This is a genomic window from Marinobacter sp. MIT932201 (assembly GCF_047123295.1).
In the GTDB taxonomy this organism is placed as follows: domain Bacteria; phylum Pseudomonadota; class Gammaproteobacteria; order Pseudomonadales; family Oleiphilaceae; genus Marinobacter; species Marinobacter salsuginis.
On the sequence record NZ_CP138917.1, the window covers coordinates 2,045,450 to 2,059,262 of the forward strand.

Genomic DNA, 13,813 nt, shown 5'->3' on the forward strand with positions numbered 1-13,813 from the left:
TGAAAGGTAATGAAATCGCTTGCGCGTACGCCTCCGGCCTGGGCTATAGTAGGCCCCGGAAACATGAGAAGAAGAGGATAAGGATGGACGCCGTTAATCCCACTCCCGAACAGCTGCAGAAAGTCCTGGCGGATACCCCGAAAGACCAGCCTGTCGTCATGTTGAATCTGCTGCGCTTCCGCGACCGGGCCAACTACAAGGAAGAGGCACCGGAGCGGACCGGTCGGGAAGCCTACACGCTTTACATGGAAGAGGCCGCTGCCTGCGTAAGATCGGTGGGCGCAGAAGTCATCTGGTCTGGCCGCAGCGTTGGATCGCTGATAGCACCCCCGGATGAATCCTGGGATCAGGTACTGCTGGTCCGCTACCCGTCAATCGACGCCTTCATGGCCATGATCGAAAGCCCGGAATACAAAGGCGTGGTCAAGCACCGCACCGCCGCATTGCAGGATTCCCGGCTGGTCGCCAATCTCGAAAACAGGGTGTAAACCCGGCCGGGTCAGAGCCCGGCTTGCTGGATGGCCATATAGCTGATGGTGCCCGCAGCAATGGAGAGCAGGGCGTTGCGGCGCCACAGGTGAATGATGACTACCAGGGCACCGGGCAGCAGGGCATCAAAGCCCATCCATGCACCTGACCAGTCCGCCGACCGTTGCAGGAATACCGTTGCCAGCAGGGCCATCACCGCCGCAGGCAAGTAGCGCCCCAGATGTCGGACCAGCGGGTGTTCCGTATGCCGCTCGAAAAACAGGAAGGGAATCACCCGCGTGGCGAAGGTGGCGAGTGCCGCGACCGCTATGAAGGCTGCCAGATAGCCGGATTCACCCATGACTGCTCTCCTTGTGCGGAGTTTGCCCTCGACTTCTCCGGTATTCCAGTAAGAGCACGGCTGTAACGAGGGCGATCGCCCCAATCAACTGGTGCGCTGGTGGCAATAACAGCATGGCAGCACCCGCCGCCGCGGCCCCAAGCCAGATGGGGAAACCTTCGCCCAGGGCCTTGTATTGCTCCAGTGTCAGAACAATGAACAGAGCCACCAGCGCAAATTCGATGCCCGTGCTGTCAAAGGCGACGTTGTCGCCAAGCAAGGCCCCGATTGCGCACCCAGCAACCCAGTAGCACTGATTGAACCCTGTAATACGGAAATCCACCTCCTGCTCATGAGCCCGGTCGGATCCCCGTGGGCGGCTGGTGAGCAGGGAATAGGTTTCATCCGTTAAACCGAAAATCAGGTACAGCTTGCGCCAGCCCGCCCCCTTGAACTGGCCCAGCAATGAAAGCCCGTAGAACAGATGGCGGGCATTCAGAACAAACATCGCGATGAATACTTCCAGCAGGCCGGCGTTAACCGCCAGAAGACTCACAGCCAGTATCTGGCCGGCGCCGGCGTAAATCACCAGGCCCATCAGAGGTGCTGCCCACCAGGCATAGTCGAGCTGGGTGGCAAACAGCACGCCAAAGGCCATGCCCAACGGTAAGTAGCCGAACAGAATGGGTAAGGTGAGTCGAAAGACGGACTGGTTCATTAGCATCCAAACGGTCTGAAAGCGGCGATCATAGAGAATTCGTCACACTTTTTGAAGTAAGTCGCAGAAGCCGCACAGGTTTTCAACAGCTTGTTACCTTCATTCCCTGACCGTTTATCCGTAATATGGTGGCGTCACAGGAGGTAGTATGACTGACAGCCCCGAAAACCAGCCAGAGCAAGATCCCAGACAGGAAAAGTTCGTTGTTGACACCGAGTTGCTGACCGAAGACCAGCTCCAGGGCCTGGTGGAAGAATATTGCACCCGGTACCACGGCCTGAACGATACTGAAAACCCAATGGGCGAGCAGAGCAGGGTGATGTCTGCGGTGCGGCGGGGCGAGCTGGTGGTCTGGTTCGATCCGGTTGAGAATACCGCCGGTCTGGGTGTGCCGGGTTAGGCGTCAGGTCTGTCACGGTATTTATGTTTGCACCTACCCGGGGCCGGAACTAAACGTTACAATCGCGCTGTTTTCCCGAAAGCCGTGTGCGAGGTGAATTTTGATCAGGGTACTGGTTGTAGATGACCATGAGCTGGTGAGGTCCGGCATTACCCGGATGCTGGCTGACAACCCGGACATTGAAGTCATCGGGCAGGCGTCATCCGGCGAGGACGCTATCGATTTTGTTCGCCAACAGCGTCCGGATATTGTGCTCATGGATATCCGCATGCCGGGTATCGGGGGCCTCGAGGCAACCCGTCGTATCCTCCGAATTGATGATTCCATTCGTGTGATTGTGGTCACCGCCTGCGCAGACGATCCCTATCCGACACGCGTTATGCAAAGCGGCGCCACGGCTTACATCACCAAAGGCGCTGATATCAAGGAAATGGTCCGCGCCATCCGTATGGCCCATACCGGTCAGCGCTATATCAGCCCGGAAATCGCCCAGAAGATGGCCCTGAAGCAACTGGGCGGCGGTGATCGGGATGAAGACGGCGAGCTGTCTCTGTTCGACCGGCTGTCCGAACGGGAAATGCAGATTGCCATGATGGTGGTGGATTGCCAGAAGGTGCAGGATATCTCCGACAAGCTGTGCCTGAGCCCCAAGACGGTAAACAGCTACCGCTACCGGATCTTTGAGAAACTGGAAATCTCCAGTGATGTTGAATTGGCCCTGATGGCAGTGCGGCTCGGGTTGCTTGATGCCGACAAGGTCTGACCCTGAGAGCACCCAAATCGGGGAGTTTGACAGCAAGAGCTTCCTGAAACAGCTGACCGAGCGGCCCGGCGTCTACCGAATGTACGACGAGGGTGGCTCGGTTCTATACGTGGGCAAGGCCCGCAACCTTAAAAAGCGGGTTGGCAGCTACTTCCGCAAGACCGGCCTGGCGCCCAAGACCGAAGCCCTGGTTGGCAAGATTGCCTCCATTGAAGTGACCATCACCGGCAGCGAAACCGAAGCACTGCTGCTCGAACAGAACCTGATCAAATCGCTACGGCCGCCCTACAACATCCTGCTCCGTGACGATAAGTCCTATCCCTATATCTATTTGTCTTCCCACAGCGATTACCCCTCGCTGACGTTTCGACGTGGCCGCACTAAAAAGGGTGGCGGCACCTGGTTCGGGCCGTTTCCGAGCTCGGGTGCGGTTAAGGAAAGTCTTAATGTATTACAGAAGATTTTCCGCATAAGGAACTGTAGTGAAAGCTTTTTCAGGAATCGAACAAGGCCTTGCCTGCAGTACCAGATCAACCGTTGCACGGCACCTTGTGTTGAATACATCACGCCCGAGGAGTATCAGCAGGACATCCGTCACGCCACAATGTTTCTGGAGGGCAAGAACCCTGCGATTCTCCACGATCTGATGAACGCCATGGAGGCGGCATCAAAGAATCTGGAGTTTGAAAAAGCGGCGGCCTACCGGGACCAGATCAACCACCTGCGCCACGTGCAGGAGCAGCAATCAATCGAAGGCGAGGGCGGCGACGCGGATGTCATTGCCATTGCCCAGGATGCCGGGGTTGTCTGTATTGTTGTGATCATCGTGCGGGGTGGCCGGGTGTTGGGGACCAAAGACTACTTCCCCCGCTACTCCATCGAACAGACCGAGGGCGAACTGCTCAGCGCCTTTCTTGGCCAGTACTATTTCGGGGGCAACACCCGCCGGGAGATTCCTCGGGACATCCTGGTGCCGGTTGAGGTGGAAGGCCAGGAATTGCTGGCCCAGGCCCTCAGCGAGTCCGCAAACCGGGAAACCCGGATTCGCGGCAATGTGCGGGGTGAACGCCGCCGGTGGCTGGAGCTGGCGATGACGAACGCCCGCCAGACCCTGCTCACGCACCTGGCGAGCAAGGAGACCGTGTACCGGCGCTTGCTGGCATTGAGGGATCTTCTGGAGCTGGCAGAAACACCGCAAAGAATGGAGTGTTTCGACATCAGCCACAGCCACGGGGAAAATACCGTCGCATCCTGTGTGGTTTTCGATGAGAATGGCCCCCTGAAGAGCGATTACCGCCTGTACAATATCGAGGGTGTCACCGCCGGCGATGATTACGCCGCCATGCGACAGGTGCTTACCCGCCGCTACAAGCGGATGGTGGCCGGGGAGGGCAAGCGCCCGGATCTGGTCTTCATCGATGGTGGTAAAGGGCAGTTGAATATTGCCCGGGAAGTATTTGATGAGCTTGAGATTTCCGATATCCCGCTGATTGGTGTCGCCAAGGGAGTGACCCGTCGTGCAGGCATGGAGCAACTGATTGACGCCATGACTGGCGATGTGTTCCGGGTGCCGGCCGATTCACCGGCGCTGCACCTGATCCAGCACATCCGGGATGAATCCCACCGGTTTGCGATTACCGGGCACCGGGCCCGGCGAGACAAAAAGCTCCGGCAGTCTACACTGGAAGGCATTGAAGGCGTGGGACCGAAGAAGCGTCGCGACCTGATCCGGTATTTTGGCGGCATTCAGGAACTCCGCAAGGCCGGGGTTGATGAGATGGCCAAGGTGCAGGGCATCAGCAAATCACTGGCCGAAACCATATACGCAGCATTGCACGACGAGTAAGGACAGCATGAATCTACCAAACATCCTCACCCTCTCCCGCATCATCATGATTCCGGTGTTTGTGGTGATTTTTTACCTTCCGGTGGGGTGGAGCTACCTCGTGAGCGCGGCCATTTTCGGGTTGGCGGCGGCCACGGACTGGCTGGACGGCTATCTTGCCCGCAAGCTCAACCAGAGCACGCCTTTCGGCGCCTTCCTCGACCCGGTTGCAGACAAGCTCATGGTGGCCGTTGCCCTGGCTGTGCTGATCGAGGAACACTCGGCGATTCTGCTGACCATTCCGGCCACGGTGATTATCGGTCGTGAAATCGTGATTTCCGCCCTGCGGGAGTGGATGGCAGAAATCGGCAGCCGCGCAAGTGTGGCAGTCTCCTACATCGGGAAGATCAAGACCACGGCCCAGATGGCAGCCATCGTGGGCTTGCTGGCCTTCCCCCCTGGCGTGCTCTGGGCCAATGTTGCCCTGGCGCTGCTCTACATCGCCGCAATTCTCACGCTCTGGTCCATGGGGCTCTACCTCAAGGCTGCGTGGTCTGATCTGTTTCCCGAGAAGGCCTCAGCCGAGGCGGATAGTCACACGTCGTAGCCCAGTCAACCACCCTGGCGGCCAGCTGGCTGCCAGCGGTCCCGAACGCCTCAACAATCTGGTCAACCGATGTGCCCGCCGCGGGCTCAACAATCCGGACGGTACGTGTACACAGGTTGGCCCTCGAACGATTGTGAATCATCTGCAGATGTAGCTCGATAACCACCTGGGGGCCGGTGTCCGGGGTTTCCGAATTAAACGCAGAGAGTTCGGTCACCAGCGTCAGCTCAGCCTGCGCGGGATTGGTATCGGTGATGACGTTTGTGAAGGCGCCACTCTGGCGAAGGCTGGCAACCAGGGTATCCCGGACCACCACAGGCGCTGTATCCCTCCATCGGATGGCCTCGTAGGCCCGAAACTCCTGTGGGATGGGCTTTGCCAGAATCAGCGAGCCATTGAAGGGCTCGGAGGCGTAGGGAGTATCCACTCGAAGGGATGCCTGAACCGTTTGCTCGACCGTGGGAATTGGCTGTACCAACGCCAGGTCCATAACCCTGGGTGGTTCGGGGTTCGGAAACACCGTACAGCCACTGGCAAAGGCAGCGCCCAGGAGAAGCGCAACGCTTTTGATTGACCTCGATGTCACTGTGCCATCTCCTTCATGGTTTCATTGCCGAACAGCGTGCCTGTGGGATCCTGTTCCAGCCGGTGAGTGAACTGGTTCAGGCTGCGCAGGGTTGCCCTGAGCTCCCGAAGCGCGGGTGCCAACTCGCCCATGCCCTGAAGGCCAGCATCCATGGCACCTTGATTGTCACGGGTCAGCTCATCAATTCGCCCGATGGTCGTGGTGATTACCGCCAGGGCTCTGTCCATGGATTCCAGAACCCGCTGGCCATCGGTTTGCAACAGTTCGTTGGCATTATCCGATACATTGGACACCTTGATGGCGGCTTCTTCTGCGCGAATGGCGGCCGCGTCGAACTGTTCAAGCAGGGCGGTCAGTTGATCCCGGCGGTCGAGCAGGGCATCCGTGGCCTCGCGCGTGTTTCTCAGGATCGCAGAGGCGTTCTCGATATTGTCTCCGGACAGCAACTCCGTGGCGCTGGTAAGCAGTTGGTCCGCCTTGGCCAGCAGTTGTTCGCTGTTGGCCAGCAGGTTGTTGAATGCCGAGGGCTCGGCAAAAATGACCGGCGGGTTGTCCCGGTCGCCCTTTAGCACGGGCTGGTCGGGGCTCCCACCGCTGAACTGGACGCTCATGCTGCCGGTAATATTGGCGAGCACCATGCCGGCCCTGGTGTTCTCGCGGATGGGAATCGACTGATCAACCCGCACGAGAACCCGCACATGAGCGGGGTTGTTCGGATCGAGGTTCAGCTCCACGACATCGCCAATCTGCACGCCGTTATAAAGCACCGGATTACCCTCGGAGAGGCCGCCAACTGCCTGCTCGAACACGATCTCATAGTAGCCCCATTCCCGATCGGCGGAGGATTTCCCCAGCCACAGCGAAAAGATCAGTGCGGCGGCGAAGGCCAGGATGGTAAACAGGCCAATGATCAGGTGATGGGCCCTCGGCTCCATGGTTACTGCTCCTGATTCCGTTTTTCCAGATGATCCCTGAATGCGTAACTCGCTGCCCGGCCACGGGGGCCGTTAAAGTAGTCCTGAACCCATTCGTCCTCCGTGGCTGCGACCTTTTCCAGCGTATCAGCTACCAGCACCTTGCGCTGTGACAGTACCGCAACCCTGTCACAGGTTGAGTACAGGGTGTCCAGATCATGGGTGACCAGAAACACCGTCAGCCCCAGCGCATCCCGCAGCGTCACGATGAGTCTGTCGAAGGCGGCTGCGCCAATCGGATCCAGCCCCGCGGTGGGCTCATCCAGGAACAGTATCTCAGGATCAAGGGCCAGGGCCCGTGCCAGGCTTGCACGTTTCACCATACCGCCAGAAAGCTCGGACGGATACCGAACCGCAGTGTCAGGCGGTAGCCCGGTCAGCGCCAGCTTCATGCGCGCCAGCTTTTCCGCTTCGGGCCGTTTCAGGCCGGCGTGCTCGATCAGCGGAACGGCGATATTCTCCTGCAGGTTCAGGGACGTAAACAGGGCGCCACCCTGGAACAGCACACCGAAGCGTTGCTCGACGCGCGAACGCGCCCGTGCCGAAAGCTGGATAAGATCCTCGCCAAACACCCGGATGTGGCCAGAGGCTGGCGCATTCAGGCCGACGATGCTGCGCAAAAGTACCGTCTTGCCAGTGCCGGAACCGCCGACCACGCCCAGAATTTCACCCCGCAGAAGATCCAGGTCCAGATCCTCGTGCACAATGTGATCGCCAAAGCGGTTGCACAGGTCCCGCACCTCAATGACCGGCTCATTGCTTGTTTGAGGATTTGGAGACGCTGCCATACCTGCCATGATCACCAGCCCATTTCCATAAAGAATAGTGCAGCAATGGAATCCAGCAGAATCACCATGAAGATGGACTGAACCACGCTGGAGGTGGTGTGTTCGCCCACGGATTGAGCGCTGCCGGCCACCTTGAACCCTTCCAGGCAGCCAATGACAGCAATCAGGAACGCAAAGATCGGGGCCTTCACGATGCCCACAAGAAAATGCTGAAGGGGGATGTCCCGCTCAACGATAGCCATGAACTGCGTCGGAGAGATATCCAGCACCAGGGCACAGACCATGGCGCCGCCAACCATCCCCGAGATCATGCCCACGAAAGTCAGGATAGGCAGGCTAACCATCATGGCCATCACACGGGGCAGCACCAGCAGTTCGATCGGGTTAAGGCCGAGAGTGCGGATCGCATCAAGCTCCTCGTTCACCTTCATGGCACCAATGTGGGCGGTAAAGGCACTGGCGGTTCGGCCGGCGAGAAGTATCGCAGCCAACAGCACCCCGAATTCCCGCAGGAAGGAAAACGCCACCAGGTTGACGGTGTAGATGGTCGCGCCGAAATCCTCCAGCACGGTCGCTCCCAGAAACGCCACCACTGCACCCACCAGAAATGTCAGCAGTGCCACGATGGGCAGGGCATTCAGGCCGGTGTCGTGAACCGCGGCAACGAAGGGTGTCATACGCCAGCGCCAGGGCCTCGGAAGGTTCCAGGCCAGAGTGCCGAGCGTCTGGCCGATAAAGCCGACGAGGATCCATAGCAATCGGAATATGCCTTCCACTTTCTGACCGGTGCCGATTACGAAGCTCCGGATAAGGGAAGGTGCGCCGCGATCTGGCTCGGGCTGGTCTCTCATCGCCTCGCAAACGGCCGCAATCAGTGCTGATTTTTCCCTTGGCAAGTCGTCGGCAGAGGCCACCGCTTTCAGCAGGCGCTGGGGGCCAATGAGTGAGGCCAGCTGGGATGCTCCGGCCGTGTCAATTCTGTTCAGGCCCGAGAGGTCTATTGATAACGCGCCCGTATCTCTGGAGGACATGGATGAAGCCAGAGACGCCAGAGACCGGTAATGACTCAACAGCCAGTCATCCATCACTCTCAGGGTGCCGGCCTCAATGGTCACGGATCCGGGTTTGGAGGACGGTGTTTGTGGGTCGGTCTGCTCGGAAGAATCAGGACTGGGCACGTTCTGTCGAATCCCTGAGTGATTTTGCCTGCCAATTACTAGCTTACCCACAATCTCCAATAAAACAAAAACTTGATAAAAAACTGTTGACGCCCGAACGGTAATCCGTAGAATACGCAGCCGTTGACGAGGCAATGCCCCGGAAACAAAGAGCGGGAATAGCTCAGTTGGTAGAGCACAACCTTGCCAAGGTTGGGGTCGCGAGTTCGAATCTCGTTTCCCGCTCCAATTTCAAGTCTCTCAATGCCCACCTGAGAGCACAAAGATCCGATCTCTTCGATCTTTTCCGGCGCGGTGGCAGAGTGGTTATGCAGCGGACTGCAACTCCGTGTACGCCGGTTCGATTCCGACCCGCGCCTCCATTATTTCCCTAGCTTCAAAGTTCCAGACCCAAGGCCAGTACAGACCCTCGGTTGATTCCGTTATTCATCGTCTGGCGCCATCCCGTCTTCCTATGCTTCAATGATTGCAAAGCAGTCAAGCCAGCCAACAAGGCTGTACCTGGACCCCCGGCGCCTGGTCAAAAACATGGATACGGACGAAAAAGTGGTCAAACGTCGGCGCTCCGCCCTTCGGGGTCGTCAACTGGAACCGGCAGTATTGACGGAGCTGCGGGAACTGATCGGTGACGAACGCGTCGATTCGTCATTGCGAGACCGCGATCGCCTTATCGAGCACCTGCATGTATTGCAGGACGCAGACGGTTATCTCTCCATGCCTCGCCTGCGGGCCCTTGCGGCGTTCATGAATCTGCCCATGGCGGCCATCTATGAAACCGCCACGTTCTACGCCCATTTCGATGTCATTCACGACGAACAAACGCCACCACCGGCAATAACCCTGCGGGTTTGCGACTCGCTTTCCTGCCAGCTGGCCGGGGCGGAGGCGCTGCACCAGGCGCTGTCTGAAGGCGCTGATCCCGCCCAGGTGCGTGTGCGGCGTGCACCCTGCATGGGGCGCTGCGACAAGGCGCCCGTAGTCGAAGTTGGCCAGCATCACGTCTGCCATGCCAACGTCGGGAATGTGAGTGCGGCGGTAAAGCAGGGCCAGATTCACCCGGAAGACATCCAATGGCAAGGACTGGCGGATTACCGTTCAACCGGCGGTTATGGCCTGCTGGCCGATTGCCATGAAGGCCGAGTGAGTGTCGAATCGCTGGCCGAGGAACTTGAACACGCGGGCCTGCGCGGCCTGGGCGGCGCCGGATTCCCCACCTACCGCAAATGGCAGGCCGTTCGGGCGGAACCGGGGCCACGCTATGCGGTGATCAACGCCGACGAGGGCGAACCGGGCACCTTCAAAGACCGCTATTACCTGGAACGTGAACCCCACGTATTCCTCGAGGGCGCACTGGTCAGCGCCTGGGCTGTTGAGGCGGAAGCTCTCTACATCTATTTACGAGACGAATACCCCGGCCTGCACCGTGTTCTGAAAAAAGCCATTGCCGAACTGGAAACGGGCGGTATCGTCGAGCCAGGTTTTATCATCCTTCGCCGGGGCGCAGGCGCCTACATCTGCGGTGAGGAATCCGCCCTGATCGAATCCCTGGAAGGAAAGCCCGGCAAGCCACGGCATCGCCCGCCGTTTGTGGCTCAGAAGGGGCTGTTCAACCAGCCCACTCTGGTGAACAACGTCGAGACGGTTTACTGGATTCCGCGCATCCATGCCCAGGGCGCCGAGTGGTTCGCCAGTCAGGGCCGCCATGGTCGCAAGGGGCTTCGCAGCTTTTCGGTGTCCGGCCGGGTGGCGCGGCCCGGAGTGCATGTGGCGCCTGCGGGCATCACGCTCAATGAGTTGATCGAGGAATACTGCGGCGGCATGGCCGAAGGCCATCGCCTCCTGGCCTATCTGCCCGGTGGAGCGTCCGGCGGCATTCTACCGGCCAGCAAAGGGGACATTCCGCTGGACTTCGACACTCTTCAGGAACACGGCTGTTTCATCGGCTCTGCGGCAGTGATCGTTCTGTCTGATCAGGACGATTTGCAGGCCGCGGCCGCCAACCTGTTGGGCTTTTTCGCCGATGAGTCGTGCGGGCAGTGCACCCCCTGCCGTGTGGGCACCGAAAAAATGCTCACCCTGCTGGAACGCAAAACCTGGGATGAGGAAACTCTCCGGCAATTGGCGGCGGTTATGGCGGATGCGTCCATCTGTGGTCTGGGCCAGGCTGCACCCAATCCGGTACTGAGCCTGCTGCGGGATTTCCGCAGCGAACTGGCCAGCAGCAACCTGATAGCGAAAGGTTAGGGGAGGCCGCCATGAGCCATTCCAGCACAAGCTTCACCCTGACACTCGACGACGTTGAAGTTCAGGCCTACCCCGGCGAAACCCTGTGGCAGGTGGCCAAACGCGCCGGCGAGACCATCCCGCACCTGTGCTTCAAAGACGCCCCGGGTTACCGCGCCGATGGCAATTGCCGCGCCTGCATGGTGGAAGTGGAAGGTGAACGGGTCCTCGCCGCAAGCTGCATTCGCGAGGCAGCACCCGGCATGGTAGTTCGCAGTTCTGGCTCTTCCCGGGTTAAGGCAGCCCGTAAAGGCGTGCTCGAATTGCTGTTGGCGGATCAACCTGAGCGAGAGAATAGCCCCGACCGCTCAAGCCACCTGTGGGACACGGCCGATCAACTGGCCATCGATGCCACTGCCGTGCGCCAACGCATCCCGGCACGCTCGGACCGGAATGAGCCCACGGTTCATCATGTGGCGCCACGCTCTGATTCGCTGCCCCACGTCCAGGGCCATGACGCTTCCCATTCCGCCATGAACGTCAACCTGGATGCCTGCATTACGTGCGGCCTATGCGAGCGCGCTTGCCGGGAAGTGCAGGGCAATGATGTGATCGGCCTGGCCCATCGCGGCGCTGCGTCCAAGGTGGTATTTGATTTTGACGACCCCATGGGCGACAGCACCTGCGTCGCCTGCGGCGAATGCGTGCAGGCCTGCCCGACGGGGGCGCTCATGCCGGCCACCCTGATTGATGCCCAGGGCCGCGGAGATTCTGGCACCGCCGACCGCAAAGTCGATTCCGTCTGCCCCTATTGCGGCGTGGGCTGCCAACTGACCTATCACGTGAAAGACGCGCCAACACCTGCCGGATCGGATAAAGGCGAGCAGCGAGGACGCATCCTGTTCGTGGAAGGCAAAGACGGCCCCTCAAACCAGGGAAGGCTGTGCGTAAAAGGGCGTTTCGGCTTCGACTATCCATCGCACCCGGCGCGGCTCACCCGACCGCTGATTCGCCGGGAGGGCGTCCCCAAAGGACTGGATCCGGAGTTCGATCCGGCAAATCCGTTAACGCACTTTCGGGAAGCAAGCTGGGAAGAAGCCCTCGACTTGGCTGCCAACGGATTAACTGTTTTAAAAGCACAACACGGTCCCGCCGCGCTTGCCGGTTTCGGCAGCGCCAAGTGCTCCAACGAAGAAGCCTGGTTGTTCCAGAAGCTGGTGCGTACTGGCTTCGGCTCTAACCATGTGGACCATTGCACCCGGCTTTGCCACGCAAGCTCCGTGGCCGCATTGATGGAATGCCTGGGCTCCGGCGCCGTGACGGCCTCCTTCATGCAGGCGTTGCAGGCCGACGTGGTGATCCTCACCGGCTGTAACCCGGCGGTAAACCACCCGGTAGCCGCCACCTACTTCAAGCAGGCGGCACGCAACGGCACCAAACTGATCATCATCGATCCACGGGGCCAGGCGCTGGATGCCTACGCCTGGCGCAGCCTGCGTTTCTCGCCCGGTGGCGACGTGTCACTCTTCAACGCCATGCTCAATGTGATCATCAGTGAAGGTCTGTTTGACCAGGCCTACATTGACGCCCACACCGAAGGTTTCGAGGCGCTCGCGGCCAGCGTCGAAGGTATGACCCCGGAAGTGATGAGCCCGGTCTGCGGCGTGGCGCCCGATGCCATTCGTGAAGTAGCCCGCGCCTACGCGAAGGCTGATAAGGCAATGATTTTCTGGGGCATGGGTATCTCCCAGCACGTGCACGGCACCGACAACGCCCGCTGCCTGATATCCCTGGCGCTCACCTGCGGCCACACCGGCCGGCCCGGCACTGGTTTGCACCCATTGCGGGGGCAAAACAACGTGCAGGGGGCATCCGATGCGGGGCTGATCCCCATGGTATTGCCCGACTACCAGCCGGTAGGCGATCAACAGCTGCGGGCCGCCTTCGAAGAGCTCTGGAACACAGAGCTGGACCCTGAGCCGGGGCTCACCGTGGTGGAGATCATGGATGCCATCAAGGCGGGCACCATCAAGGGCATGTACATCCTGGGCGAAAACCCCGCCATGTCCGATCCGGACCTTACCCACGCCCGGGCCGCGCTCGCTGCCCTTGAACACCTGGTGGTGCAGGACCTGTTTGTCACCGAGACCGCCCAGTTTGCCGACGTTATCCTGCCGGCGGCCGCCTGGTCGGAAAAATCCGGCACCGTCACCAACACCAACCGCCAGGTGCAAATGGGCCGTGCCGCGCTGGCGCCGCCGGGGGAGGCAAAGCCCGACTGGTGGGTTATACAGGAAATCGCGCGGCGTTTCGGGCTGGGTTGGAACTACGCCGGCCCCGAGCAGGTGTTTGAAGAAATGAAGCAGGGCATGCACTCACTGGATCATATCTCCTGGTCTCGCCTGGAGCGCGAAGGGTCCGTTACCTATCCATGCCCTGCCGACGACGCCCCTGGCAACGACGTTGTCTTCTCCGATGCCTTCCCGCGAGCGGGAGGCCGCGCCAGATTCTCACCGGCCAGCCCGCTACCGCCGGACGAGCCAGTGGATGAGGCCTATCCGATCGTGCTGACGACCGGGCGATTGCTTGAGCACTGGCACACCGGCGCCATGACCCGTCGCAGCAAGGTGCTGGACGAGCGTGAGCCGGAAGCGGCGGCGTATCTCGCACCAGCAGAGCTGGCACGCATGGGTGTAGCACCGGGGAATGACATTCAAATCGCCACCCGGCGCGGCACCATCACGCTCACGGCCCGAGCCGACCAGACCATGCCCGAAGGCATGGTGTTCGTGCCCTTCGCCTTTGTGGAGGCGGCAGCGAACGTGCTCACCAACCCGGCGCTGGACCCGTTCGGCAAAATCCCGGAATTCAAGTACGCCGCGTGTCGACTGAGCCCGGCCTAGCCGTCGAAGCCAACCGGGCTCTGTTCGAATTCTGCCCAAC

The 13,813-nt window shown here is 60.0% G+C and carries 13 protein-coding genes and 2 tRNA genes; 9 read left to right on the top strand and 6 right to left on the bottom strand.

Features of this window, described 5'->3' with window-relative positions; genetic code table 11:
• Window positions 1–83 precede the first annotated feature (83 nt).
• A complete protein-coding gene (locus SIC15_RS09250) occupies window positions 84–488 on the top strand; it encodes a DUF1330 domain-containing protein (protein ID WP_069185051.1) in 405 nt (134 codons plus the stop codon).
• 11 nt (window positions 489–499) lie between these two features.
• Here the strand turns inward: SIC15_RS09250 and SIC15_RS09255 are convergent, their stop codons facing one another.
• Together SIC15_RS09255 and SIC15_RS09260 are read right to left on the bottom strand one after the other, a co-directional pair.
• Window positions 500–829, bottom strand: coding sequence for a branched-chain amino acid transporter permease (locus SIC15_RS09255; protein ID WP_069185052.1), 330 nt, complete (start codon window positions 827–829; stop codon window positions 500–502).
• Entirely contained in the window at window positions 822–1,526 is a 705-nt protein-coding gene (locus SIC15_RS09260) for an AzlC family ABC transporter permease (protein WP_412537530.1), read from the bottom strand. Before SIC15_RS09260 ends, SIC15_RS09255 begins: the two co-directional genes overlap by 8 nt.
• A gap of 148 nt (window positions 1,527–1,674) precedes the next feature.
• Here SIC15_RS09260 and SIC15_RS09265 point away from each other — a divergent pair, with 148 nt between their 5' ends.
• The 4 genes from SIC15_RS09265 (at window position 1,675) to pgsA (ending at window position 5,121) form a co-directional block, all read left to right on the top strand.
• Entirely contained in the window at window positions 1,675–1,926 is a 252-nt protein-coding gene (locus SIC15_RS09265; RefSeq protein ID WP_136632071.1) for a YheU family protein, read from the top strand.
• Between the two features lie 100 nt (window positions 1,927–2,026).
• On the top strand, window positions 2,027–2,689 hold the full coding sequence (uvrY, locus tag SIC15_RS09270) for a UvrY/SirA/GacA family response regulator transcription factor (RefSeq protein WP_069185056.1): 663 nt from the start codon (window positions 2,027–2,029) through the stop codon (window positions 2,687–2,689).
• Window positions 2,673–4,535: an excinuclease ABC subunit UvrC gene (gene uvrC / locus SIC15_RS09275; protein ID WP_412537531.1), complete on the top strand. Its 1,863-nt coding sequence runs from the start codon at window positions 2,673–2,675 to the stop codon at window positions 4,533–4,535. The genes uvrY and uvrC overlap by 17 nt, the downstream gene beginning before the upstream one ends.
• Window positions 4,536–4,542: 7 nt before the next feature.
• Complete coding sequence (pgsA, locus tag SIC15_RS09280) at window positions 4,543–5,121, top strand: CDP-diacylglycerol--glycerol-3-phosphate 3-phosphatidyltransferase (RefSeq protein WP_069185058.1); 579 nt, start codon at window positions 4,543–4,545, stop codon at window positions 5,119–5,121.
• On the opposite strand, the gene SIC15_RS09285 is transcribed toward pgsA, so the two are convergent.
• Genes SIC15_RS09285 through SIC15_RS09300 form a run of 4 tightly spaced genes read right to left on the bottom strand, consistent with a single transcriptional unit; the run spans window position 5,054 to window position 8,647 of the window.
• Window positions 5,054–5,707: an ABC-type transport auxiliary lipoprotein family protein gene (locus SIC15_RS09285; RefSeq protein WP_412537532.1), complete on the bottom strand. Its 654-nt coding sequence runs from the start codon at window positions 5,705–5,707 to the stop codon at window positions 5,054–5,056. The two genes, pgsA and SIC15_RS09285, sit on opposite strands and share 68 nt — an antisense overlap.
• Window positions 5,704–6,642, bottom strand: a complete 939-nt coding sequence (locus tag SIC15_RS09290; RefSeq protein WP_412537533.1) for an MlaD family protein — start codon at window positions 6,640–6,642, stop codon at window positions 5,704–5,706. The genes SIC15_RS09285 and SIC15_RS09290 overlap by 4 nt, the downstream gene beginning before the upstream one ends.
• A gap of 2 nt (window positions 6,643–6,644) precedes the next feature.
• On the bottom strand, window positions 6,645–7,469 hold the full coding sequence (locus tag SIC15_RS09295) for an ABC transporter ATP-binding protein (RefSeq protein ID WP_412537534.1): 825 nt from the start codon (window positions 7,467–7,469) through the stop codon (window positions 6,645–6,647).
• An 11-nt stretch (window positions 7,470–7,480) separates the two neighbouring features.
• Window positions 7,481–8,647 (bottom strand): MlaE family ABC transporter permease, encoded by a 1,167-nt coding sequence (locus SIC15_RS09300; protein ID WP_412537535.1) that lies wholly within the window; start codon window positions 8,645–8,647, stop codon window positions 7,481–7,483.
• Between the two features lie 152 nt (window positions 8,648–8,799).
• Here SIC15_RS09300 and SIC15_RS09305 point away from each other — a divergent pair.
• The 4 genes from SIC15_RS09305 to fdhF all read left to right on the top strand — a co-directional run bounded on the left by SIC15_RS09305 (window position 8,800) and on the right by fdhF (window position 13,773).
• A tRNA-Gly gene (locus SIC15_RS09305) sits at window positions 8,800–8,875 on the top strand.
• A gap of 60 nt (window positions 8,876–8,935) precedes the next feature.
• A tRNA-Cys gene (locus SIC15_RS09310) sits at window positions 8,936–9,009 on the top strand.
• A 166-nt stretch (window positions 9,010–9,175) separates the two neighbouring features.
• On the top strand, window positions 9,176–10,891 hold the full coding sequence (locus tag SIC15_RS09315; RefSeq protein WP_412537536.1) for an NADH-ubiquinone oxidoreductase-F iron-sulfur binding region domain-containing protein: 1,716 nt from the start codon (window positions 9,176–9,178) through the stop codon (window positions 10,889–10,891).
• 11 nt (window positions 10,892–10,902) lie between these two features.
• Window positions 10,903–13,773, top strand: coding sequence for a formate dehydrogenase subunit alpha (fdhF, locus tag SIC15_RS09320; RefSeq protein WP_412537537.1), 2,871 nt, complete (start codon window positions 10,903–10,905; stop codon window positions 13,771–13,773).
• Window positions 13,774–13,813: the final 40 nt, after the last annotated feature.

What these genes read in the sequence shown, in the direction of transcription:
- SIC15_RS09250 (WP_069185051.1), top strand. Translation starts at nt 84, where the DNA reads ATGGACGCCGTTAATCCCACTCCCGAACAGCTGCAGAAAGTCCTGGCG.
- SIC15_RS09255 (WP_069185052.1), bottom strand. Translation starts at nt 829, where the DNA reads ATGGGTGAATCCGGCTATCTGGCAGCCTTCATAGCGGTCGCGGCACTC.
- SIC15_RS09260 (WP_412537530.1), bottom strand. Translation starts at nt 1,526, where the DNA reads ATGAACCAGTCCGTCTTTCGACTCACCTTACCCATTCTGTTCGGCTAC.
- SIC15_RS09265 (WP_136632071.1), top strand. Translation starts at nt 1,675, where the DNA reads ATGACTGACAGCCCCGAAAACCAGCCAGAGCAAGATCCCAGACAGGAA.
- uvrC (WP_412537531.1), top strand. Translation starts at nt 2,673, where the DNA reads ATGCCGACAAGGTCTGACCCTGAGAGCACCCAAATCGGGGAGTTTGAC.
- pgsA (WP_069185058.1), top strand. Translation starts at nt 4,543, where the DNA reads ATGAATCTACCAAACATCCTCACCCTCTCCCGCATCATCATGATTCCG.
- SIC15_RS09290 (WP_412537533.1), bottom strand. Translation starts at nt 6,642, where the DNA reads ATGGAGCCGAGGGCCCATCACCTGATCATTGGCCTGTTTACCATCCTG.
- SIC15_RS09295 (WP_412537534.1), bottom strand. Translation starts at nt 7,469, where the DNA reads ATGGCAGCGTCTCCAAATCCTCAAACAAGCAATGAGCCGGTCATTGAG.
- SIC15_RS09315 (WP_412537536.1), top strand. Translation starts at nt 9,176, where the DNA reads ATGGATACGGACGAAAAAGTGGTCAAACGTCGGCGCTCCGCCCTTCGG.
- fdhF (WP_412537537.1), top strand. Translation starts at nt 10,903, where the DNA reads ATGAGCCATTCCAGCACAAGCTTCACCCTGACACTCGACGACGTTGAA.